The organism is Aquabacterium sp. TM01 (assembly GCF_057808345.1).
In genome coordinates this window covers 3,178,255-3,201,768 of the sequence record NZ_AP046529.1, presented here as the reverse complement: position 1 = coordinate 3,201,768, position 23,514 = coordinate 3,178,255, and the positions used below count along the sequence as shown (strand labels likewise).

Sequence of the window (23,514 nt, the reverse complement as noted above, 5' to 3'; positions counted from 1 at the left end):
GCGAAAGGCTGAGCTCGCTGGCTGCAAAAACTGGTTACAAGAATGATGCAAACAGGGTGGGTGTTGGGGTATTTCATGCTGGGCAGTGCCGCTTTGGCCTTGCTGGTGTTTCCGCATTGGCGGCAGGCGCTGGCGCTGCGCTGGCAACGCTGGTGGCAGCGGGGGCGCGCGCAAGGTCAGCGAGTCGGGCTGCACCTGGGCGCGCAGGCGCGGTACGCGCCGATTCGCCTGTGGCAGCAGACTGGTGCGGGCGTGCAGGGTGCCCGCCGCTGGTGGTGGCGTCGCTGGACCTGGGTGCTGGGCGGCGGCACGCTCCTGTCGCTGCCGGTGCTGCTCGCCTTGAGCTGGAGCCTGTGGGGCACGCGCACGCTGGAGGGCTTCGACGACCGCATCGACCCCCTCAACCCGCAGGTGGCGCACCTGCTGCAAGGTGAGCACCTGGTGCCCCCGCCGCCCTTGCCGCCCGAGGTCTTCCACACCGCCGAGGTCGAGGTCGTGCGCCCCTTGCTCGCCAGCGCCGATCGCCGCTGGGAGCAGATGGACCCGGCCTTCGTGCAACGGCTGCTGCGGGCCTTCAAGATCATGAAAGAAGAGCATGGCTACGACATGGCCTTGCTCGAAGGCTGGCGCAGCCCCGAGCGCCAGACCCTGCTGGCCGCCAAGGGGGGGCATGTGACCAACGCCGGGGCCTGGCAGAGCTACCACCAATGGGGTCTGGGCGCCGACTGCGCCTTCTACCGCGACGGCAAGCTGGTCATCAGCGAGAAGGATCCCTGGGCCATGCGCGGCTACCAGCTCTATGGCGAGGTGGCCGAGCGGCTGGGCCTGACCTGGGGCGGTCGCTGGCAGATGATGGACCTGGGCCACGTCGAATGGCGCAAGCCGGGCGTGCGCGAGGCCATGCGGGCCGCGCGTAACCGCTGAGTGCACTTGACACAGACTGTCACAGTGTCACCCCTCTAGCGGGGGGGCTGAGATGGGGGTGTGGCGCCTTAGACTGCGCCCGCGTCGGTACTTCCGACCGCACACACAAAGAGATCAGGGAGCGCGCGGACCATGGGACGTCCATTCATTGTCTTGGGGGACAGCACCAGCCATGGCGGCACCGTGGTGGGGGCGTCGGGCAGCACCGACACCCATGGCCGCCGCATTGCGCGGGTGGGCGACAAGGTCACCTGCCCCAAGAAAGGCCACGGCGGCACCACCGTGATCGTGAGTGGCGACCCCACCATGATCATCGACGGCCAGCCTGCGGCCCGCCACGGCGACATGTGCGCCTGCGGCGCCACCCTCATCTCCGGACAGGCGGTCTCCACCGGCATCTGAGCCCTTGCGGGCTCTCCACACCGTCACAGGTGCTGCCGCGTGGCAGCACGGTCATCGAGCAGGCAGTCAGGGCATGGCCAGGATTTTGAAAGCGCTGGGTTTGGGGTTGGTGATCGCCACGATCGTGTGGCTGGTCACCCTCTGGCAATGGCAGAACGCCGAGCGTGACATCGGCATGGCCGACATCGTCGTGCAGTTGATCGTGTTGCCCGTGCTGTTGACCCTGGGCCTGCTGACCGCGCTGTGGGGCGTGCAGCGCCTGCGCGCACCGGTAGCGACGCCGGCAGCCTCGCTGTCGTCGGGCGAGGGGCAGCTTGACTTGGCGCTGTCGGCCGAAGCCCAGGCGCAGCGCGATGCCTCGGCCTGGGTGCTGGCCGAAGCGGTCCACCTGCCCGTTGGGACCGATGCCGACACGGCCTGGTCCACGCTGCAAGCGGGCGGTGCGCGCCCGGATCTGGACGCCCACCTGCAGGACCTCGACGGACTGCCCGTGTTCACTGCCCGGGTGCCCGAGATCGAGTTGGAAGACTGGCTGCTGGCCCATGGCGAACTGACCCATCCCGACGAGGGCGGGCTGCCTGTCGGCGTGCTGCGGGTCTTGGCCCTGATTGAGGCACCGCTGCACCGGGTTCTGGACACCTTGACCAGCCTGCGCACCGACCTGACAGATGGCGGCATGTCATCGGCATCTGGCGAGGCAGCAGCGTTCAGCGACGGAGAGGCCTTCGGCAAGGCGCACCTGTCCGGTGTCGCGCGGCCCATGGCGCTGGCCCAACAAGCCTCCCGCGAGGCGCAGCGCCCGCGGGTCGCCGTGCGGGTGCTGTGGCCGGCCCATTGGCAAGAGGCCGATCGCGAGGCAGCCACCGCCTGGTTGCAGTCCCAGTGCGGCATGTTGCTGGACTGGGTGGCCGCGGTGAACGCCCACACGCCTGTCTGGCAGGTCGCATCCCTGGCTCAGGCCGAGAGCCTCTGGGCCGAGATCGACCAGCACCTGCTGCGCTGGGCCCGCGAGCCGCGTCCCGAACTGCTGCTCATCCTGGCTGTGGACAGCGCCATCGATGCCGATCGCATCGATCACCTGCAGGCCATGGGCGAGCTGTTCACCGCTCAGCACCAGACCGGACGCGTGCCGGGCGAGGGCGCGGCCGCCTTGCTGTTGGCTCATCCGCAATGGCCTCACCTGAGTGCCCAGATGCCGGAGGCGATGCGCCTGTGGCGCCCGGTCTCCAGCCGGCGTGACAAATCGGCCGATGCCGCCGGACGCATCGGTTGCACCACCTTGACGGCCGTGCTCACCGAAGTCCTGCAGCGCTCGACGCCACCCCATGAGGGCCTGATGGTGGTGTCGGACGCCGATCACCGTGCCAGCCGCACCGGCGAGCTGTTCGAAGCCCTGCAAAGCGTCGCGCCCGAGCTCGACCCCTTGCAGCAGGTGATCCGTGTGGGCGAGGCCTGCGGCGACCTGGGCGTGGCCCGTGCGCTCGTGCCCACGGCGCTGGCTTGCGCGGCCTTGCGTCAAAGCGAACAGGCGCAGCGGGTGGCCGTGGCCACCCATGTGCAGTCCTCTCATGAACGCGTGGTGGTGGCCCTGTCGCCCATGCCCCCCATGCCCGCCGTCCCCGAAGCGGCCTGAACGACCTGGAAGTCCCCATGCAAAGAATCTGGCGTTTTCTTCTTGACACCCGCACGCTGACCGTCATCGGCGTGGCGGCGCTGGCGGGCCTGCTGCTGCTGGGCGCCGACACCCTGAAGGTCGGGCTGATCTGGGCCGGGGCCGTGCTGGGCCTGCTGGGGCTGGCCTGGCTGATCGTCTGGGGCGTGCGGCGCTGGCGGGCGCAACGCGCGGCGCAGTCGCTGGAGCAGGCCATGTCCGACGAGGCCGACAAGGCCGTGCGCGAAGCGGCCGATGTGGGTCGCCAGGACGAGGTGGCGGCCGTGCGCGAGCGCATGACCGAGGCCGTCAAGCTCATCAAGACCTCGCGTCTGGGCGAAACCTCCGGCGCGGCCGCGCTGTACGAGTTGCCCTGGTATGCCGTCATCGGCAACCCGGCCGCCGGCAAGAGCTCGGCCGTGGTCAAGTCGGGCCTGAAGTTCCCCTTTGCCGACAACACCGACAACGTCATCCAGGGCATTGGCGGCACACGCCATTGCGACTGGTACTTCACCACCGAAGGCATCTTGCTGGACACGGCCGGCCGCTACTCGGTGCACGAAGAAGACCGGGGCGAGTGGCTGGGCTTTCTGTCTCTGCTCAAAAAGCACCGTCCCAAGGCGCCGCTCAATGGCGTCATCATCGCCGTCAGCGTGGCCGAGTTGGGCGCCAACAAGCCCGAGTTCGCGATCGACCTGGCGCGCAAGCTGCGCCAGCGCGTGCAGGAGCTCACCGAGAAGCTCGAGGTGTTCGCGCCGGTCTACGTGCTGTTCACCAAGGCCGACCTGATTGCCGGCTTCGTCGACTTTTTCGAAGACCGTGAACGCAGCGAGCGTGACAAGGTCTGGGGCGCGACCCTGCCGTACGACACCACCGGCCGGGGCGATGTCGTCGCCCAGTTTGAGCAGCAGTTCGATGTGCTCTACCAGGGTTTGAAAGACGCCTCGGTGGCGCGCATGTCGCTGCACCGCGGGGAGCAACTGCCGCCAGGCGTGCTGACCTTCCCGCTCGAATTTGCCGCCCTCAAGCCGGCACTGCGCACCTTCCTCAACACCCTGTTCGAGGACAACCCCTATCAGTTCCGCCCCATCTTCCGCGGCTTCTACTTCACCAGCGCCGTGCAGGAAGGTCAGTCCACCAGCCGCGCCAGCGAGCGTGTGGCCGAGCAATTCGGGCTGCAGCTGCAGCCGGGCCCGGCGGCCGCGGTCTATTCGCAGAGCGGTTTCTTCCTCAAGGAGCTGTTCTCGCGCGTCATCTTTGCCGACCGCGATCTGGTCAAGCAGTACACCAGCCGCCACAAGCTGCGCCTGCGCTATGCGGCCTTCTTCGGCGGGCTGACCCTGGTGGGTGCCGTGCTGGCGGGCTGGACCTGGTCCTACATGGGCAACCGCCAGCTGGTGGCACACGTGCAGGCCGATCTGCTCAAGGCGCAGCAGGTGCAGCAGCAGCGTGTCGACCTGCAGTCGAGACTGGAGGCGCTGGAGATCTTGCAAGACCGCCTGGAGCAGATGCAGCGTTACCGCGCCGAGCGGCCCTGGTCGATTGGTCTGGGCCTGTACCAGGGCGAGACCATTGAAGCGCGTTTGAAGGAAGAGTACTTCCATGGCCTGCAGGCTGTGATGCTCAAGCCCGCTGCCCAGTCCATCGCGGGCTACCTCACCGAGGTCAACAGCCGCGCGGCCGAGCTGCGCCCGCTGCAGCGCAACAGCGAACCGCCCGTGGTAACCGCCGCCGACACCGCCACCCCGCTGGCACCCGCGGGCGCCGCCTCCGGTGTGATGCTGGTCAGCACCCAGGCCGTGGCGAACGCCCGCACGCCAGCCGCACCGGCCACCGCAGCGACCGGCGCCCCCTACACCCAGGCGTCCAGCACCAATGTCACCGAGGCCTACAACGCGCTGAAGGCCTATCTGATGCTGGGTGACCGCAGCCGCCTGGAAGCCGGTCACATGAGCGACCAGCTCACCCGCTTCTGGCGCAGCTGGCTGGAGACCAACCGCGGTGCCATGCCGCGTGAGCAACTGATCCAGCGCGCCGAGCGCATCATGTCCTTTGCCCTGGCGCAGATGAGCGATCCCGCCTTCCCGCAACAGGAGCTCAACCTGACCCTGCTGGACCAGACGCGCGAGAACCTGCGCCGCGTCGTCAAGGGCATGCCAGCGCGCGAGCGCGTGTACGGCGAGATCAAGGCGCGTGCCGCCACCCGCTTTGCGCCCGTCACCGTCACGCGCTTTGTCACCGAGAACGACCGCCAGATCGTGGCCGGCAGCCACGCCGTGTCCGGCGCCTTCACGCGTGAGGCATGGGAGCAGTACGTCAAGGAGGCCATCCAGAACGCCGCGCACAAGGAGCTGCAGACCAGCGACTGGGTGCTCAAGACCGCGGCGGCCGATGACCTGACCCTGGAGGGCAGCCCGGAGCAGATCCAGAAGGCGCTCACCACGCTCTACAAGACCGAGTACGTGCGCGAGTGGCAGAAGTTCATGCAGGGCATCACGGTGCACGATTTCGCCAGTTTCGATCAGGCCGTGGTGCACATGAACCGCCTGGGCGACCCGAGCAACTCGCCGGTGGGCATGCTGCTGCACACCCTGTATGAGCAGACCTCCTGGGACAACCCCTCGCTGGTCAACGAGCGCCTGGCCAAGGGCCAGAAGAGCTTCCTGGAGTGGTTCAAGCAACGCATCCTCAGCGTGACGCCCAGCCCCACGCCGGTGAACCTGAACCTCACGCTGGGCCAGGACGCCCAGATTCCCATGGGCCCGATCGGTCAGGAGTTCGCCAGCCTCAACCGCCTGATGATGCCGCGTGAAGGGCAGGAGCCGCTGATCCGGCACTACCTGGGCGCGCTGTCCAAGATCCGCTCGCGCTTCAACCAGATGAAGACCCAGGGCGATGCCGGCCCGGCTTCGCGTCAGTTCATGGTGCAGACGTTGGAGGGCAGCGGCGAGCTGGCCGAGGCGCTCAAGCTGGTAGACGAGCAACTGCTCAACGGCCTGAACGAGTCGGCGCGCAATGCCTTGCGACCCATCCTGGTGCGACCGCTGATGCAGGCCTATGGCGTCATCGTCAAGCCCGCCGAGGCCGAGCTCAACCGCGTGTGGATGGCCCAGGTGTTCGAGCCCTATCAGCGTACCCTGGCCAGCAAGTACCCCTTCGACCGCAACGCCCGCATCGAGGCCAGTCCGGTCGAGGTGGCCAAGGTTTTCGGCGCCGAAGGCGCGGTGAGCAAGTTCGTTGAACAGTCGCTGGGCGCGCTGGTGCTCAAGCGCGGCGACAGCCTCACGCCGCGCACCTGGGCCGACATGGGCGTGCGCCTGCGACCCGAGTTCGTCGGTGGAGTGGGCGCCTGGATGGCACCGCTGGGCGGGCAAACGGCCGCCTCGGCAGGTGGGGCCGCAGGCGGTTCGGCCCCCGAGGTGCAGACGGTGTTCCAGATGCTGCCGCAGGCGGTGCCTGGGCTGACCGAGTACTCCGTCGAGGTAGATGGTCAGGTGCTGCGCTATCGCAACGGCAAGGCCAGCTGGGCGCACTTCGTCTGGCCGGGGCCGGGTACGCCGGGCGTGAAGATCGCCGGGGTGACGTACGACGGCACACCGATCACTTTCTTCCAGGAACCCGGGCGCTTTGGCCTGGAGAAGATGATCAACTCGGCCCAACGTCGGCGCATTGATGACGGGGTGTTCGAGCTGCGCTGGGTGCAGGGCGGGGCCTCGGTGGCGGTGCAGTTGCGCATCATCTCCAACGCCGACACGCCCACGGCACCGGCAGCTGCACAGGACACCTCCGGTGGCAAGCCGCCTTCGGCGAGCCTGGGCGCCTTGCCGGCCATCATCGCCGGCCCGGTCGAGCCGGCGGCGACGGAGGGCACACTGTGAGCGCCACACCCTCGGCCAGCCACGACCTGGTGTACTTTGGCAAATTGCCCTCGCGCGGCGACTTCGTGCGCAGCGCCCATCACAGCGCCTTGATTGAGCACCTCGATCGCTGGCAGTCGCAGACCATGGAGCGTCTGGCCACCGACCCACGCTGGAAGCTGCGCTACGACGCCGCGCCCACTGTGCAGTTTGCGATCCTGGGCACGGCCAGCCGGGTGGGCCTGGCCGGGCACTGGCGTGCCAGCCAGGATGCGTCCGGGCGCCGCTTTCCTTTCGTGACGGCGTGTTCGTTCGACGTTCACACGCCGCGCGCCTTCCCGGATGTGGCGCCGGTGGCCTTGTCGCGGGTCTGGAACCGACTGGATCAGGTGGCAGGGGTGGCCCACGCCGCGACCGATCTGGTCCACGCTCAGGCGAGTCTGCAGGCCCCCGTGCCCCATGAGGTCCAGGAGCCGGCCGCTCGCAATGCCTTGCAGGAGTTCCTCGACACGCACACTGTGGCCAGCCTAGAGCAGATGCTCGCGGCCAGTGGCGTCAAGGTGTCGCTGCGACAGGCCACGCTGGCTCTGGGCCTGCTGCTGCAGCCGGTGATGAGCCAGGGCGCCGCGCGCCTGACCAAGGCCTTGTGCCTGCCGCTGGTGAACGATGCCAGCTTGCGCGGACCGGTGGCGGCGTTCTGGCTGTCGCTGGTGCTGGGCTTCTTCCGCCGGCACGACGTGGAGTTGGGGCTGTACCTGGTCGGCCACGAAGGTCAGACCTGGCTGGTGCTGGGCTTTCAGGGGGCGTCTGCCGCCACTTTGAGCACCTTGATCGACCCGCACACGCTGGCGCAAGAGGCGGTCAGCGTCAACCAGGCTGAATGGGTCGAAGACGAGGTGCAGGCAGATTACGGGCTGCGCAAACTGTCCAATTACCTGCGGGACCCGGGCCTGTCCCTGTCGCAGGCGCTGGCCACCTACCAGGAAGTGTTTCTCGGAGTCTGATGTGATGCAAGCGGTGAAATGGATGCACACGGTGCGCCTGGGCGTGCTCGCCGGGCTGGTGGCAGGTTCGAGCTGGGTTGGGGCGCAAACCGCTGGGGGCGCGCAGATTCAGGGGCCGGGCCAGGTGGTGGTGGCCGGGACCGTGCCGGACGAGGCCACGCGGGTGGCGGTGATCACGCGCCTGCGTGAGCTGTATGGGGCCGAGCGGGTGGTGGACCAGCTGTCGCTGGGCTCGGTGGTGGCGCCGCCGCAGTGGTCGCAGCATGTGCAAAAGCTGCTGTCACCTGCCTTGAAGCAGGTCAGTCACGGTCAGCTCAGCGTACAGGGGCAGACGGTGGACCTGAAGGGTGAGGTGGGCAACGAGGCGGTGCGCCAGCAACTGGCCAGCGAGATGGCGCAGTCGCTCAACCCGACCTACACCGTGCGCAACGGCCTGCGTGTGGCCGTGCGGGAACAGGCGGTGGTGGACCAGGCGCTGGCCAATCGCATCGTCGAGTTCGAGCCGGGCAGCGCGGTCTTGCGGCCGGCCGGCTTGTTGATCCTCGACGAGATGGCCGCGGCGCTGGCGCGTCTGCCGGGTCGGCGCTTCGAGGTCATCGGGCACACCGATGCACAGGGCAGCCATGCGTCGAATGTGAGCCTGTCGCTCGCGCGGGCACAGGCGGTCAAAGGCTATCTGGTCAGCAAGGGCCTGCCCGCCGACAGCCTGGGCACCTCAGGTCTGGGGCCGGACCAACCGGTGGCGAGCAACGCCACCGACGAGGGCCGGGCTCGCAACCGCCGCATCGAGTTCCGCGTGGGCGGTTGAGCCGGATTGAACCGGGTCAAGCCCGGATGGGGCCGGACCACACGCCGCGAGTGAGCGGCGTACCACCCGGTCAGCCGTGATCGTGCGCGGGCTTGTCCAGGCCCAGCAGCTCTTCGAGGTGTGACATGGCGCCCTGGTCCTTGATGACCTGGCTGAGCCATTCATGCAGCGGCATTTCGCCCCATTTGACGGCCTTCTCCGCCAGATAGGCCACGGGGCTGTGGGGCTCGGTGCGGCGGAAGAAGTGGGCCACGTCGCGCAGCTGCTGCAAGGCCTGCGCACGGGTTTGCAAGGGGCCGGTCGCCACGGGAGCACCTTGCGGGCCGGTCGACGGCATGCTGGTGTCGGCGACAGCCGTAACCGCTGTCGGCGCCGCACCCGCCATGTCGTGCAGGGCGCCCACCTCACGCGCGAGGCGTTCGATGTCATGCACGGCCTGCGACAGGGCTTCCTTGGCGGCGACAAAGCTGGGACCGTCGGCGCCCAGTTCGGCGTCCACCACGGCTTGCCAGGCCAGCAAGGCCGCCTCGCACTGGCGAGCGGCGGCCAGGGTCGCTTGCAGGGTGTCGGCAGGAGTGTCGCGCAGGGCGCGCTGGAACTGCTCCAGGGTGATTTTGTCGCTGGCGCTGCGGGCGGCCTCATCGGGCTCTCGCTCCAGCAGCGCGGCGTGTTGGCGCGCCAGGGTGAGGTCGTGCAGGCTGTAGACCGTGCCTTTGCGGGCCTGCGCGACCGGCAGCGAGGTGGCCAGGCTGACCACGCGTTGCAGCAGCCAGCGCATGTTGCCGATGCGTTGCTCATGGTCACCGTCGTCAGCGATGGGGTGCAAGGGCGCCCAGTAGCGTGCGCACAGCTCGGTGCAGACCTGCAGCCCGCGCGCCAGGCCGCTGTAGCCCTGGGTCAGGGCCCAGGCTTCGGTCAGCCACATGGCCAGGCGCAGGTCTTTCGTGCGGGTACCCAGCAGGGTTTCGCAGGTGCTGGCCACGCCAGGCCAGTCGGCCACCTTGAGGCTGGTGACCCATTCACCCTGATTGAGGCTGGCGTCATCGGCACGCCGCATTTCGTTGATGGTGTCAAACTCCGAAGAAAATGACAGATCGTCGCCGCAAGGCGCATGTGCGGCCAGCGGCGTCAGCAAGACTTCCATTTCCATGACTTCCCTGTGTGTTCGTCACCTGTCTGCGCGGGGTCGGGCAGGGGCAGGTGGTAGCCCCGGGATCATTTCACGATGCCCGCGCGGAGGCGATCACCCGAAACGGGGGCAAAGGTAAGCTGTTGTGAATTCATCAAATGAGAGTGATTCGCAATTGCAACTGATGTGGTAGACTGCGCGGCATGACTTCGTTTGCGTCCACTCTTCAACGCCAGCTGTTGCATCCCCCCGTCGAGCTGACGTGGGGGCAGCGTGTTGGGCTGACGGGCGTGGTGTTGGTGGTGCATGCCGGGGCGGCGGCCTTGCTCTGGCATTCGGCGCCGCAGCCCTTGCTGGTGGCCGAGTCCGCCCCGATCACCGTGGCCTTGATCGCGGACGAACCGCAGAGCCAGGTGGCGCAACCGCCGGTGGTGCCCCCCACACCGGCCAAGCCCGAGCCGGTCGTGCAGCCCCGTCCCACGCCGCCCGCCCCACGTCCTGCAACGCCCTTGGTGGCGTCGCCCCGGCCGGCCGCCGCGCAGGAAATGCAGGTGCCGGTGACCCCGCCCGCCCCGCCCACGCCGGCCGCTCCGGCTGAGGTGGCGCCGGCGGTTCAGGCTGCACCGGCCACCCAGGTGGCCCCTACCGGGCCGGTGACCGCCGCCCCCGCTGCCCAAACCGGGCGTGCCTCGGCGCAGCCCAAGGTCTTGCCCTCGTCGGCGGTGCGCTACCTAGTGGAGCCGGTGCTGAGCTACCCCCGCATCTCCCGCGAACTGGGCGAGCAAGGTGTGGTGCGCCTGAAGGTGCTGGTGGACGAGCAAGGACGCCCCAAAGACATCGAGGTGGCCCGGTCTTCGGGTTACCCACGCCTGGACCAGCAAGCGGTGCAGGCCATGAAGAAAGCGCGCTTTCAGCCGCACCTGGAAGATGGGCAAGCCCGCTCGGTGTGGGTGTTGGCCCCCCTGACATTCAATTTGGAAGACTGAACATGACTGAACTTGCTGCTGCCGTGCCTGCGGCCCCTGAACTGGGTTTCACACACTTCATTGCCCAGACCGACGTGGTGGGGCAGGGTCTGTTTGTGATCCTCGTCATCATGTCCCTGGTGTCCTGGGCCCTGATCGTGACCAAGGGGGTGGGCTTGTTCCGTCGCCAGCGTCGCAGCCAGGCTTTCTTGAACTTCTTCTGGAACGCCACCTCGCTGGAATCGGTGCAAAACGAAATTGCCACGCATGGGGTGGACGAGCCTTTTGCGCACCTGACGGCCCATGCCATGCACGCCCAAGCGCACCACGCCCGTTTCGGCGCGGCCAAGCTGGAAGAGGCTGGCAGCGCCCAGGACTTCCTGACCCGCACCATCAAGAAGGTGCTCGATGAGGAAACCATGCGCATGGAAAGCGGCTTGAGCGTGCTGGCGACCATCGGGGCCACCGCGCCGTTCGTGGGCCTGTTCGGCACGGTCTGGGGCGTGTACCACGCACTGCTGGCCATCGGCGCCACCGGGGCGGGCACGCTCGACAAGGTGGCCGGACCGGTGGGGGAGGCGCTGATCATGACCGGTGTGGGCCTGGCGGTGGCCATCCCGGCGGTGATGGGCTACAACTGGCTGACCCGCAGCAACCGCGTCTGGGGCGCCCGCCTGGATGCCTTCGCCTTCGAGTTGTTCACCTTCTTGTCGACCGGCCAGACGCTGAAGACCAGCGTCGAGAGCGAGGCCCCGGCCACGTCGGCTGCGCCGGTGCGCGTGGTCAAGCCGGGCCAAGCGGCCTGATGTTGCTTTCCGAGGATTGAGCCATGGCCTTCGCCAGTTTTGACAGCAAGAGCAACAGCGCCCCCGTGTCCGAGATCAACATGGTGCCGCTCATCGACGTGATGTTGGTGCTGCTGGTGATCTTCATCGTGACGGCGCCGCTGCTGAGCCACTCCGTGAAGCTGGACCTGCCCAAGGCCAGCGCGCAGGTGATGTCGGCCAAGGCCGAGAAGATCGACTTGTCGATCGACGCCAATGGCGTGCGTTACTGGAATGGTGCCGCCCTGAGCCGCGAGGAAGCGGCTGCGCGGTTCATGACCGAAGGCCAGAAGACGACCCAGCCCGAGATCCATCTTCGGGCGGACAAGACCGTCCCCTATGGCGCCGTGGCCGAAACCCTGGCCGATGCGGCCAAGGCAGGCTTGAGCAAGATCGGCTTTGTGACCGATCCGGCGCCCGTGTCCGCGCCCGTGCCGGTCACTGCCAAGGGCCAGGTTAAACAGGCGCCTTGAGCCTGAGCGGTCACTGAATGGGGCGCCCGGGAGGGCGCCCTTTGTTTTGGGCGTTCGCCGTGATGGGGGGCGTGCCAAGCGGGGTGAGGCGGGTTTAACATCGCCCACCATGAGCACGCCTGTTTCCCCTTCCTCGCCGCCTGAGGCTGCGCCTCAGATCCCTCCACAGGCCTTGGCGGGCCTGAAGGTCATTGAACTCGGGCAGTTGATTGCGGGCCCCTTCGCGGGCAAGACCCTGGCCGATTTCGGGGCCGAGGTCATCAAGGTCGAACCGCCGGCCGCCGAGGGCGGGGCGGGCGGCGACCCCCTGCGTCAATGGCGCATGCTGCACAACGGCACCAGCGTGTGGTGGCAGGTGCAAAGCCGCAACAAACAGAGCGTGGTGCTGGACCTGCGCACCGAGACTGGCCGTGACACGGTGCGCCGCCTCATCGACGAGGCCGACGTGCTCATCGAGAACTTCAAGCCCGGCACGCTCGAGAAGTGGGGCATGGGCTACGAGGTGCTCAGCCGCAGCAACCCGGGCCTGATCATGTTGCGCGTCAGCGGCTATGGGCAGACTGGGCCTTACCGCGACCGTCCCGGCTTTGCCGTGGTGGCCGAAGCCATGGGCGGCATGCGCTACCTCAATGGCGAGCCCGGCCGTGCACCGGTGCGGGCCGGCGTCAGCCTGGGTGACACGCTGGCGGCCCTGCATGGGGTCATCGGTGTGCTGCTGGCCTTGCAGGCCCGCCAGGCCAGCATCAGCCGCGACGCGCCCAAGGGGCTGGGCCAGGTGGTGGACGTGGCCTTGTACGAGTCAGTGTTCAACTGCATGGAGAGCCTGCTGCCCGAGTACAGCGCTTTCGGCGCCGTGCGCCAGCCGGCGGGCTCCGCTTTGCCGGGCATTGCGCCGAGCAATGCCTACCCCTGCGTCGATGGCATGGTGGTCATCGGGGGCAATGGGGATTCGATTTTCAAGCGGCTGATGATCGCCATCGGGCGCGACGACCTGGCCACCGATCCGCAGCTGGCGAGCAACCCGGGCCGGGTGGCGCGCGTGGCCGAGATCGACGCCGCCATTGGCCTGTGGACCCAGGCGCGCCGGGTGGAGCAGGTGCTGGCGGTGCTCAACGCGGCCAGCGTGCCGGTGGGGCGCATCTACACCGCTGCCGACATCGCGACCGATCCGCACTTCCAGGCGCGCGAGATGATCCTGCCGGTGACCACCCCGGACGGCCTGACCGTGCAGGTGCCGGGCATCGTGCCCAAGCTGTCGCGCACCCCGGGCGCCATCACGCGCCGTGCCCCCGAGCTGGGCGAAGACACCGAGGCGGTGCTGTCTCGACTGCAGCCTTGATGCCCGCGCTGGTGTCGACCCCCGTGTCAGTGGTAATGCTGGAGCGGGTGGTAGCCGTGATCGGAGTGGACGAGCGCGTAGCGTTGCGCCTTCCAGCGCAGGGGTGGGGCCGGTTGGGGGATCAAGCCCCGTGCGCGGCGCGCCAGGGTGACGTGGGGCTGATACGCCCGTGATTCCAGCGGCAGGCCCAGTTGCGTGAGCGTGTCGCCCAGGTGCGCGTGCAGATCGAGCAGGGCCGGTGGGGTGGCCTCGGGCAGCAGCACGGCCACACCGTTGGGCCACACCTCCATACGGTCCAGGGTCAGCGTTACGGGTGCACCTGGGGTCGGTAAGGCCTGCTTCAGCGCAGGCAAGCGCGCCTCAGGCACCTGACCGAGGAAATGCAGCGTGAGGTGCAGGTCGATCGCTCGGGTGAGGCGGGCGGCGGCAGGCCAGCTCTGCGCCTGTTGCCAGGCGAGCAGGGCGGCGCGGGTGTCGTCATCGGGCCACAGGGCCAGGAACAGGCGCAGGGCGGGTTCAGCGTTCATCACTTGCCTTTACAGTGCGCGAAACAAACACAGAGGATGTCATGGTGAAAGACGTGTCGGCGGCCCATGAGGGTCAGTTTGCCCTGTTGAAGCAGGGGCGGTTTGCCCCGTTCTTTTTCACCCAGTTTCTGGGGGCCGCCAACGACAACCTGTTCAAGTTTGCCTTGACCGTGCTGGTGACCTACCAGTTGCAGGTGAGCTGGCTGCCGGCGCAGATGGCCGGACTGGTGATCGGGGCGCTGTTCATCCTGCCCTTTGTGCTGCTGTCGGCCACGGCCGGGCAGTGGGCAGACAAGTATGACAAGGCGCGCATCATGCGGGCGGTCAAGTTGCTGGAGATCGGCATCATGGTTCTGGCCGGCGTCGGCTTCTGGTTCCAGCTGGTGCCGCTGCTGCTGGCCTGCGTGCTGCTGATGGGCCTGCACTCCACTTTCTTCGGACCGGTGAAGTACGCCTACCTGCCGCAGCACCTCAGCGAGCGCGAGCTCACGGGCGGCAATGGCTTGGTCGAGATGGGCACCTTTGTGGCGATCTTGCTGGGCAATGTGGGCGGCGGTCTCCTGATGAGCATTCCTCGTACCGGCGCACATTGGGTGGCGATGGCCTGTCTGGGTGTGGCCGTGCTGGGCTGGCTGACCTCGGCGCGCATTCCGGTGTCGCCTGCGTCAGACCCCGCCTTGAAGCTGAACTGGAATCCTTTCAGCGAGACCTGGCGCAATCTGCAACTGGCCCGCCAGTACCCGAGTGTGTTCCGCTCGCTGCTGGGCATCTCGTGGATGTGGTTCTTTGGGGCCGTGTTCCTGTCGCAGTTCCCTTCGTTCGCCCGTGATGTGCTGGGGGGCAATGAGCAGGTGGCGTCGCTCTTGCTGGTGGTGTTCTCGGTGGGCATTGCAGTGGGCTCGCTGCTGTGCGAAACCTTCTCGCACCGCCACGTGGAAATCGGCCTGGTGCCCATCGGGGCCCTGGGCATGACGGTGTTTGCCTTTGACCTGTACCTGGCCGCGCAAGCCGTGCCCGCGGCCACCGGGGCCTTGCTGTCGGTGGGTGAGTTTGTGGCCCAGCCGGCCCATTGGCGCGTCATGGCCGATCTGGCGTTGCTGGCGTTCAGCGCGGGCCTGTACAGCGTGCCCATGTATGCCCTGATCCAGCTGCGCGCCCAACCCAGCCACCGCGCGCGCATCATCGCCGCCAACAACATCCTCAACGCGCTGTTCATGGTCGTCAGCAGCCTGCTGGCGGGGGCCATGCTGGGCGCAGGCTTCAGCATCCCGCAGGTGTTCGGCGCCACCGCCTTGCTCAACATTCTGGTGGTGGGCTATGTGTTCTGGCTGATGCCCGAGTACATCGTGCGCCTGGTGATGCTGGTGGTGACGCGGGTGGTGTACCGCCTCAAGGTGCGCGGTGACGAGCACCTGCCCACCGAGGGGGCGGCCATCCTGGTGTGCAACCACGTCAGCTTCATCGATGCGGTGATCCTGGGGGTGTGCAGTCCGCGTCCGATGGTCTTCCTGATGGACCATCGCATCTTCAAGACGCCGGGCATTGGCTGGTTCTTCCGCGCGGTCAAGGCCATTCCGATTGCGCCACAAAAGGAAGATCCGCAAGCCTACGAGCAGGCCTTCGAGCGCGCGCGGCAGGTGCTGCGCGAGGGCGATCTGCTGTGCCTGTTCCCGGAAGGGGCCATCACCAAGGATGGGCGCATGCAGCCCTTCAAGGCCGGCATCATGAAGATCCTGGCGTCCGATCCGGTGCCGGTGATCCCGGCGGCGCTGCACAACCTGTGGGGCTCCAGCTTCTCGCGCATCGACGGCGCGGCCATGGCGCGTCCTTTGCGCCGGGGTCTGTTCAACCGGATTGGCCTGGTGGTGGGCGAGCCCATCGTGCCTGAGGCCGTCACGCCCGAAGCCCTTCAGGTGCGGGTGCAGAACCTGTTGGACGAGCCCAGCCCCTGACGGTCGAGGGGATGGGGTGGCAGAATCCCCGCAACCCCGTCATTGCACACCGGACTTGATGAAATCCTTGCTCTCTCCCGCGGCCTGGGCGCGCGTCATTCCCTTTGCCCTGTTCATGGCCTTGCTGGCCTTGCGGGCGCAGTGGCCGGCTAGTGAAGGTGGCTGGCTGGACCCGCGCTGGCTCTATGGCGCCTCAGTGCTGGTGGTGGGGAGCAGCCTGGTGTACTTCTGGCGACGCTATGGCGAGCTGGGGCGCGGCGCGGGCCTGTCGATCTGGCACGCCTTGCTGTCCGTGGGGGTGGGCGTGGGCGTGTTCCTGCTGTGGGTCTGGCTCACGGAGCCGTGGATGCTGATCGGCGAGCCCAGTGCCAGCTTCCGGCCGGTGGACGACGAAGGCCAGTTGCTGTGGGGCTTGGTGATCGTGCGCTGGATCGGGGCGGCCATGCTGGTGCCAGTGATGGAGGAGCTGTTCTGGCGCTCCTTCCTGATGCGCTGGGTGGACAAGCCCGACTTTGAAGCGCAAGACCCGCGCACGGTGACGCTGCGGGCGATGCTCTTGTCGTCGCTGGTGTTCATGCTGGCCCACACGCAGTGGCTGGCCGCGCTGGTGGCCGGCATGGCCTACGCCTGGTTGTACCGCTACACCCGCACCTTGTGGGCGCCGATCCTGGCGCATGCCGTGACCAACGGCATCCTGGGCGCCTGGGTGGTGGTGATGGGCAACTGGCAGTTCTGGTAAGGCTCAGACGCCGCGGGCGCGGTCGGCAGCGAACTGCTGCTGGAAGGCGGCAAAGCGGCCGGCGTCCAGCGCATCGCGCACTTCCTGCATCAGGTTCAGGTAGTAGTGCAGGTTGTGGATGGTGGTCAGCATCGGGCCGAGCATCTCGCCGCAACGGTCGAGGTGGTGCAGGTAGGCGCGGCTGAAGTTCTGGCAGGTGTAGCAGTTGCAGGTCTCGTCGATCGGGCGCTCGTCCGACTTGTTGCGCGCATTGCGCAGGCGCAGGTCGCCAAAGCGGGTGAACAGGTGGCCGTTGCGCGCATTGCGTGTGGGCATCACGCAGTCGAACATGTCCACGCCCGTGGCCACGCCGGCCACCAGGTCTTCCGGCGTGCCCACGCCCATCAGGTAGCGGGGCTTGTTCGCCGGCAGCTTGGGCGTGATGTGGTTCATCACGCGCAGCATCTCGTCCTTGGGCTCGCCCACGCTGACGCCACCGATGGCGTAGCCCGGCAGGTTCAGGTCGACCAGGCCGGCCAGCGACTCTTCACGCAGGTTCTCGAACATGCCGCCCTGCACGATGCCGAACAGGGCGTTGGGGTTCTCCAGGTTCGTGAACTCGGTGATGCAGCGCTTGGCCCAGCGCAGGCTCAGCTCCATCGAGGCGCGCGCTTCCTTCTCGGTGGTGATGTGGCCCAGCGACTTGTCGCCCTTCCAGTAGGGCGTGCACTCGTCGAACTGCATGACGATGTCCGAGTTCAGGATGGTCTGGATCTGCATGCTGATCTCGGGCGTGAGGAACAGCTTGTCGCCGTTGACAGGCGAGGCAAAGCGCACGCCTTCTTCGCTGATCTTGCGCATCTCGCCCAGTGACCAGACCTGGAAGCCACCCGAGTCGGTGAGGATGGGCTTGTGCCAGTTCTCGAATTTATGCAGGCCACCAAACTGCTTCATGATGTCCAGCCCTGGGCGCATCCACAGGTGGAAGGTGTTGCCCAGGATGATCTGGGCGCCCATCTCTTCGAGCGAGCGCGGCATCACGCCCTTGACGGTGCCGTAGGTGCCCACCGGCATGAAGATGGGGGTCTGGATGACGCCGTGGTTGAGGGTGAGGCGGCCTCGGCGGGCTTCGCCTTCGGTCTTGAGCAGTTCAAAATTCAACATGGAGACGGGTCTGGGTGGGGTGTCAGGCGGGGCGGGCGTCAGGCCTTGGCGGCCGCGGTGCGACGGGCATGAAGGTGTTCCAGCAGGCGTTCGCTGCGGAAAGGCTTGGCCAGCACGGCCAGGCCCGATTCGTCGAAGCGGGCCAGTTCGGTCGGATTCGTGTCGCCGGAGATGATGAGGGTCCGCAGGGGCTTGGACGGCTGATCTTGCGCGCGCAGTTGCAGGCTCACGTGCTGCGCCAGTTGAAGGCCGTCGATGCCGGGCAGGCGGTAGTCGGTGATCAGGGTGTCGGGCAGTTGCTCGGGGTCGACGTGGGTCAACAGGTGAGGCAGCTCGTCGAGCAGCGCCTCGCCATCGGACCAGGTGCGCACATGCGCGCCCCAGCTGTGCAGCATCTCGCCCAGGGCGCGTCGCAGCAACACGTCGTCTTCCACCAGCCAGATTACCCGATCGGACAGCGGGTGCTCCTCGCCTTGGTGGACCTGTGTCTGGGTGGGCGTCACGAGATTGAGCGGCAGTTCGATGGCGAAGCACGAGCCCTTGCCGGGAACCGAGCGCACGCTGATCTGCTCACCCAGGATGGAGGCGGTGCGCCGCACGATGGCCAGGCCCAGGCCGATGCCACGGGTGCGGTCGCGGGCGCTGTTGCCCACCTGATAGAACTCGTCGAAGATGCGCTCGCGCTGTTCCGGGGCAATGCCGATGCCGGTGTCCCACACCTCGATCCGCAGGCGGTGCTTGCCGCGCCGGCGTGCGGCCACCAGCACGCCGCCCCGCTCGGTGTAGCGGATGGCGTTGGCCACCAGGTTGCGCAGCACGCTGTGCAAGAGCATGGGATCGGTCAGCACCATCAGGTGCTTGCCATCGTTTTTCTTGGGCAAGCGAAAGCGCAGGTCCAGTCCCTTGGCGGCGGCAGCGCTGGCTTCGTGGATCTTCACTTCCTGGAACACGTCGTGCATGCGCACCGACTGGAATTCCGGCTTGACGGCGCCGGCGTCCAGGCGTGAGATGTCCAGCAGCCCCACCAGCAGCGATTCCATCGAGGTGACCGCCTCGTCGAGCATGTTGGTCAGCTCCTTGACCTCCGGCTCGGTGGCCTGTTTGCGCAACAGGCTCACCAGCAGGCCGATGGCGGCGGTGGGCTGGCGCAGGTCGTGGCTGGCTGCGGCGAGGAAGCGGGTTTTGGACTGGTTGGCCACTTCGAGGGCGCGGGTGCGGTCGGCCACGCGCTCTTCGAGGGTGATGTTCATGCGTTCGGACAGGTTCATCGCCTCGATGAACTTGCTCATCAAGGTCAGGGCAAAGCCCAGGAAGATGATGGGGGCGAAGTATGGTGTCCAGTAGAGGTCGGTGACGTCGAGGTAGGGCGTCAGGAACAGGTAATCGTGGGCCATGCTCACCAGCGTGCCCAACGGGCCCAGGGTCATGGCCGAGGCCTCCATCCAGTGACGGGTCCAGGCGGTCTGGAGGATCTTGTAGACCACCAGCACCCCCCCGGCCATCATCAGCGGGTAGGCAATGAGGCGCAGCAGGTCCAGATACGGCGTGCCCATGGCAAACAGGCCCATCAGGGGCACGCCGAAGCCCACCATCCGCAAGGGGTTGATCAGACTTCTGATCCGGGTGTTGGAGTACGCCAGCCCGAACATCACCTGGAAGTACGTCGTCACGGAGTGCGTGGCGAAGAATAGCCAGTCCACCAGCGGCGTGGGCCAGCCGATGGTTTCGATGAAGTACAGACCGTTGCGGCCGCACATGATGAGCATCATCCAGCCGAAGTAGGCAAAGATGACGTCCCGCGGGCGGGAGCGCCAGGCAAACAGCACGAACAGGGCCATGCCGGCCACGCTCATGTTGAGCATCTGAGGGAGCTCGACCGTCAGCAAAACCGTGCGGTCGAAGTCGTCGCGCATCTCGCTGAGGGCACCGACCTCAAGGGGTGCGATGCCCGGTTTGCGGAAGGGGTTCATCCGCACGTCGATGGCGATCTCGTTGTGCCCGGCGTGCAGCACGTCGACAGGCAGCTCGGTCAGGTAGGGCAGAGGGGCCATGCTGGTGATGGCGTCGCCCTGCATGTGGCGCGTGGACAGATGGTGTCCGTTGACGGTGATGCGGTGGTTGCCCGGCAGGCGGTCGATGCGCAAGGCCCAGGGCTCTTTGGGCACGGAAGGCAGGACCAGTTGGGCGCGGTAGCAGTAGACCGCGGGAGGGTGGATGCCCAGTTGCCGCCAGTCGTCGGGCAGCGTCACGCCTTGCCCCAGGCGGTGCTCAGCGCAGGCGCCGGGGGAGAGGGTGGCGGCATCGATCACCAGCGTGGGCGCAGCTGCGACCGCACCCGCCAACCAGAGCAGGCACCAGCAGGCCAGGCGCAGCAGCGTCTTCATGGCGCGCGACGCTCGATCAGCATGGCGTCGCCATAGCTGAAGAAACGATAGCCCTGTGCGATCGCGTGCTGGTAGATCGACCGGATGTGTTCGTAGCCAGCCAGGGCGCTCACCAGCATCATCAAGGTGCTCTTGGGCAGGTGGAAGTTGGTGACCAGCAGGTCCACCACCTTGAACTGGAAGCCCGGGGTGATGAAGATGTCGGTGTCGCGGCTGCCGGCTTGCAGGATCTGGCCGGCAGGCGCGTGCAGGGCGGCGGACTCCAGCGCGCGCAAGGTGGTGGTGCCCACCGAGATGACACGGCCGCCCGCCGCCTTGGTGGCTTCGATGGCGGCCACAGTGCTGGCCGGCACCTCGAACCACTCGCTGTGCATCTTGTGCTCCGCCAGGTTGTCGGTGCGCACGGGCTGGAAAGTGCCCGCGCCGACGTGCAGCGTCACCTCGGCGGTGCGCACGCCGCGCTCGCGCAGGGCGGCCAGCAAGGCATCGTCAAAGTGCAGGGCCGCCGTGGGGGCCGCCACGGCGCCGGGGGCCTTGGCGAACACCGTCTGGTAGCGGCGCACGTCGTCGGCTTCGTCGGCGTGGGTGATGTAGGGGGGCAGGGGCACGTGGCCGTGCTGTTCGAGCAATTCGAACGGGTCGCCCGAGAGCTTCAGGTGAAACAGGCCGCCATCGGGGCCGCCGCGGCCCAGCACCTCGGCGTCGAAGGCGTCGGCAAAGCGCACGACGCTGCCCGGCTTGGGCGACTTGCTGGCGCGCATGTGGGCCAGCACCTCTTGATTGGGCAGCACGCGCTCGACCAGGGCCTCGACCGTGCCGCCGGACTGCTTCGCGCCGTAGAGCCGAGCCTTGATCACGCGGGTGTTGTTGAAGACCAGCAGGTCGCCAGGCTGGAGCAGCGAAGGCAGATCGCGGAACACGCGGTCCACCGGCCTGGCGCCGCGGCCATCTAGCAGGCGCGAGGCGCTGCGCTCGGCAGCGGGGTGCTGGGCGATCAGCTCGGGCGGCAGCTCGAAGTCGAAATCGCTGAGGGTGTAACCGGAAGCAGAAGCGGTCATGCCATTGAGGGACGGACGGGTCCCGTGCCAAGGAAACCCGCTATTGTCCTTCATCTGCCTGCCTGTGAGGCGACCGGTATGGTGCGGCGCACGCTCAGACGCGGGGGCGGTGCGCTCTGCGGGCGGGCACAATGGCGATCGATTATCCATTCAACAAATTCAGCGTGGCGCACGAGGCAGCAGCCCCTTCTTCACCTTCGGCACGTGGCAAGGCGCGCACGGGCTCGTCTGCGGGCGCCGACAAACGTTCGCCGCCGCAGAAGGCGATGGAGCGCCTGGGTCTGACGCGCGACATCGATCTGGCCCTGCACTTGCCGCTGCGCTACGAGGACGAGACCCGTCTGACCCTGCTGCGCGAGGCCCGCGACGGGGAAACCGTGCAAGTGGAAGGCGTGGTGCGTGACAACCGCATTGAGTTGCGCGGTCGTCGGCAGCTCATCGTGCGCCTGCACGATGGCTCAGGCGAGGTGCTGCTGCGGTTCCTGAACTTTTACGGCTCGCAGCAAAAGAGCTGGGGGGCCGGCGTGCGCTTGCGCGTGCGAGGCGAGTTGCGCAGTGGTTTTTTTGGCCGCGAGATGGTGCACCCACAGGTGCGCATCGTGCACGCGGACACGCCGCTGGCGCAGGCGCTCACCCCGGTCTACCCGACCACGGCGGGCTTGCCGCAGGCCTATCTGCGCAAGGCGGTGGCTGCGGGCCTGGCGCGGGCACCGTTGGACGAGCTGATCCCGCCGGGCTTGTTGCCACCGCGCCTGCCCAGCTTGCGCGAGTCGCTGCATTTCCTGCACCACCCGAGCCCCGACACCTCGCTGGTGGCGCTGGAGGACCACAGCCACCCGGCCTGGCAGCGTCTCAAGTTCGAGGAGTTGCTGGCGCAACAGGTCTCGCAGATGCAGGCCCGCGCCGAGCGCTCGCACCTCAAGGCGCCGGTGCTGCAGGCGCACACCCAGGGGCTGCCCGAGCGCCTACTGGCGGTGCTGCCCTTTCAGCTGACGGGTGCGCAGCAGCGGGTGTGCGCCGAAATTGCCGCCGATCTGGCCTGCCCCGTGCCCATGCACCGCCTGTTGCAGGGCGATGTCGGCTCGGGCAAGACCGTGGTGGCGGCGCTGGCCGCCGCCGTGGCCATGGACGCCGGCTGGCAATGCGCCCTGATGGCGCCCACCGAGATCCTGGCTGAGCAGCATTTCCGCAAGCTGGTGGACTGGCTGGCGCCGTTGGGCATCAAGGTGGCCTGGCTCACGGGCAGCCTCAAGGCCAAGGTCAAGCGTGAGCAACTGGCCGCCGTGGCCTCCGGCGAAGCGCAACTGGTGGTCGGCACGCACGCCGTCATCCAGGACCAGGTCGAGTTCGCCAAGCTGGGCCTGGCCCTGATCGACGAGCAGCACCGCTTCGGCGTGGCCCAGCGCCTGCAGTTGCGCAGCAAGCTGCAAAGCCGCGAGCTGGAGCCGCACCTGCTGATGATGAGCGCCACGCCCATTCCGCGCACGCTGGCGATGACATACCTGGCCGACCTGGAGGTCAGCACCATCGACGAGCTGCCGCCGGGGCGCACGCCCATCGTCACCCGCGTCTTTGCCGACAGCCGGCGCGAGGAGGTCATCGAGCGCATCCGTGATGAGGTGGCCAAGGGCAGCCAGGTGTACTGGGTCTGCCCGCTGATCGACGAAACCGAAGACAGCGACCAGGCGGCCGACGAGGTGGCGGGGCGCGACAGCGCCAAGCGCCCACCGCTGGACCTGAGCAACGTCACCCAGACCCACCAGGATCTGAGCGAAGCCTTGCCGGATGTGGGTGTGGGGCTGCTGCATGGGCGTTTGCCGGCGGCCGAGAAGGCCGAGGTGATGGCGAAGTTTTCCTCAGGCGAGCTGTCGGTGCTGGTGGCCACCACCGTGATCGAAGTAGGCGTGGACGTGCCCAACGCCAGCCTGATGGTGATCGAGCACGCCGAGCGTTTCGGCCTGAGCCAGCTGCACCAGCTGCGCGGGCGGGTGGGGCGCGGTGCCGTGGCCAGCGTCTGCGTGTTGCTGTACGCCTCGCCCCTGTCGGACTCGGGCAAGCAGCGCCTCAAGGCCATGGCAGAGACCACCGATGGCTTCGAGATCGCGCGCCGCGACCTGGAGATCCGCGGCCCCGGCGAGTTCATGGGCGCACGTCAGTCCGGTGCGGCCATGCTGCGCTTTGCCGATCTGCACGAAGACGAGGCCCTGGTGGCGCGCGCTCGCCGGGTGGCTGAGGTGCTGCTGCGTGAGCACCCCCAGGCCGCACAGCGCCATGTGGGCCGCTGGCTGGGGCACAAGTCCGAGTACCTGAAGGCCTGAAGGCCGGCTGACAGGCT

The 23,514-nt window shown here is 67.5% G+C and carries 18 protein-coding genes; 13 read left to right on the top strand and 5 right to left on the bottom strand.

Annotated features, from left to right (window positions below):
* Positions 1-75: 75 nt before the first annotated feature.
* From AC3WW4_RS14765 to AC3WW4_RS14740, 6 genes are all read left to right on the top strand, one after another.
* Positions 76-924 carry a M15 family metallopeptidase gene (locus AC3WW4_RS14765; RefSeq protein ID WP_488829219.1) on the top strand — a complete coding sequence of 283 codons (849 nt, stop codon included), beginning with the start codon at positions 76-78 and terminating at the stop codon, positions 922-924.
* Between the two features lie 132 nt (positions 925-1,056).
* The gene (locus tag AC3WW4_RS14760; protein ID WP_488829218.1) at positions 1,057-1,326 is read left to right on the top strand and encodes a PAAR domain-containing protein; all 270 of its coding nucleotides are present in this window, start codon (positions 1,057-1,059) and stop codon (positions 1,324-1,326) included.
* Positions 1,327-1,399: 73 nt separating this feature from the next.
* Positions 1,400-2,959 (top strand): hypothetical protein, encoded by a 1,560-nt coding sequence (locus AC3WW4_RS14755; protein WP_488829217.1) that lies wholly within the window; start codon positions 1,400-1,402, stop codon positions 2,957-2,959.
* Positions 2,960-2,976: 17 nt separating this feature from the next.
* On the top strand, positions 2,977-6,855 hold the full coding sequence (gene tssM / locus AC3WW4_RS14750) for a type VI secretion system membrane subunit TssM (RefSeq protein ID WP_488829216.1): 3,879 nt from the start codon (positions 2,977-2,979) through the stop codon (positions 6,853-6,855).
* The gene (gene tagF / locus AC3WW4_RS14745; RefSeq protein ID WP_488829215.1) at positions 6,852-7,838 is read left to right on the top strand and encodes a type VI secretion system-associated protein TagF; all 987 of its coding nucleotides are present in this window, start codon (positions 6,852-6,854) and stop codon (positions 7,836-7,838) included. The genes tssM and tagF overlap by 4 nt, the downstream gene beginning before the upstream one ends.
* Before the next feature lie 4 nt (positions 7,839-7,842).
* The gene (locus AC3WW4_RS14740) at positions 7,843-8,646 is read left to right on the top strand and encodes an OmpA family protein (RefSeq protein WP_488829214.1); all 804 of its coding nucleotides are present in this window, start codon (positions 7,843-7,845) and stop codon (positions 8,644-8,646) included.
* Positions 8,647-8,716: 70 nt separating this feature from the next.
* Here the strand turns inward: AC3WW4_RS14740 and tssA are convergent, their stop codons facing one another.
* Complete coding sequence (gene tssA, locus AC3WW4_RS14735; protein ID WP_488829213.1) at positions 8,717-9,796, bottom strand: type VI secretion system protein TssA; 1,080 nt, start codon at positions 9,794-9,796, stop codon at positions 8,717-8,719.
* Between the two features lie 182 nt (positions 9,797-9,978).
* On the opposite strand from tssA, the gene AC3WW4_RS14730 reads away from it, so the two are divergent.
* From AC3WW4_RS14730 to AC3WW4_RS14715, 4 genes are all read left to right on the top strand, one after another.
* Positions 9,979-10,761, top strand: a complete 783-nt coding sequence (locus AC3WW4_RS14730; protein WP_488829212.1) for an energy transducer TonB — start codon at positions 9,979-9,981, stop codon at positions 10,759-10,761.
* 2 nt (positions 10,762-10,763) lie between these two features.
* The gene (locus AC3WW4_RS14725) at positions 10,764-11,546 is read left to right on the top strand and encodes a MotA/TolQ/ExbB proton channel family protein (RefSeq protein ID WP_488829211.1); all 783 of its coding nucleotides are present in this window, start codon (positions 10,764-10,766) and stop codon (positions 11,544-11,546) included.
* A gap of 23 nt (positions 11,547-11,569) precedes the next feature.
* Positions 11,570-12,037: an ExbD/TolR family protein gene (locus AC3WW4_RS14720; protein ID WP_488829210.1), complete on the top strand. Its 468-nt coding sequence runs from the start codon at positions 11,570-11,572 to the stop codon at positions 12,035-12,037.
* A 109-nt stretch (positions 12,038-12,146) separates the two neighbouring features.
* Entirely contained in the window at positions 12,147-13,376 is a 1,230-nt protein-coding gene (locus AC3WW4_RS14715; protein ID WP_488829209.1) for a CaiB/BaiF CoA transferase family protein, read from the top strand.
* Between the two features lie 26 nt (positions 13,377-13,402).
* Here the strand turns inward: AC3WW4_RS14715 and thpR are convergent, their stop codons facing one another.
* Positions 13,403-13,903: an RNA 2',3'-cyclic phosphodiesterase gene (gene thpR, locus AC3WW4_RS14710; protein WP_488829208.1), complete on the bottom strand. Its 501-nt coding sequence runs from the start codon at positions 13,901-13,903 to the stop codon at positions 13,403-13,405.
* Between the two features lie 41 nt (positions 13,904-13,944).
* On the opposite strand from thpR, the gene AC3WW4_RS14705 reads away from it, so the two are divergent.
* Both AC3WW4_RS14705 and AC3WW4_RS14700 read left to right on the top strand, forming a co-directional pair.
* Complete coding sequence (locus AC3WW4_RS14705; RefSeq protein ID WP_488829207.1) at positions 13,945-15,855, top strand: MFS transporter; 1,911 nt, start codon at positions 13,945-13,947, stop codon at positions 15,853-15,855.
* A gap of 58 nt (positions 15,856-15,913) precedes the next feature.
* Positions 15,914-16,594 (top strand): CAAX prenyl protease-related protein, encoded by a 681-nt coding sequence (locus AC3WW4_RS14700; RefSeq protein ID WP_488829206.1) that lies wholly within the window; start codon positions 15,914-15,916, stop codon positions 16,592-16,594.
* A gap of 3 nt (positions 16,595-16,597) precedes the next feature.
* Here the strand turns inward: AC3WW4_RS14700 and tgt are convergent, their stop codons facing one another.
* From tgt to queA, 3 genes are read right to left on the bottom strand one after another with little or no spacing between them, the layout of a single operon-like run.
* Entirely contained in the window at positions 16,598-17,737 is a 1,140-nt protein-coding gene (gene tgt / locus AC3WW4_RS14695) for a tRNA guanosine(34) transglycosylase Tgt (protein ID WP_488829205.1), read from the bottom strand.
* A 38-nt stretch (positions 17,738-17,775) separates the two neighbouring features.
* The gene (locus AC3WW4_RS14690) at positions 17,776-20,121 is read right to left on the bottom strand and encodes an ATP-binding response regulator (protein ID WP_488829204.1); all 2,346 of its coding nucleotides are present in this window, start codon (positions 20,119-20,121) and stop codon (positions 17,776-17,778) included.
* On the bottom strand, positions 20,118-21,179 hold the full coding sequence (gene queA / locus AC3WW4_RS14685) for a tRNA preQ1(34) S-adenosylmethionine ribosyltransferase-isomerase QueA (protein WP_488829203.1): 1,062 nt from the start codon (positions 21,177-21,179) through the stop codon (positions 20,118-20,120). Before queA ends, AC3WW4_RS14690 begins: the two co-directional genes overlap by 4 nt.
* A 131-nt stretch (positions 21,180-21,310) precedes the next feature.
* On the opposite strand from queA, the gene recG reads away from it, so the two are divergent.
* Positions 21,311-23,497 carry an ATP-dependent DNA helicase RecG gene (recG, locus tag AC3WW4_RS14680; protein ID WP_488829202.1) on the top strand — a complete coding sequence of 729 codons (2,187 nt, stop codon included), beginning with the start codon at positions 21,311-21,313 and terminating at the stop codon, positions 23,495-23,497.
* Positions 23,498-23,514 lie beyond the last annotated feature (17 nt).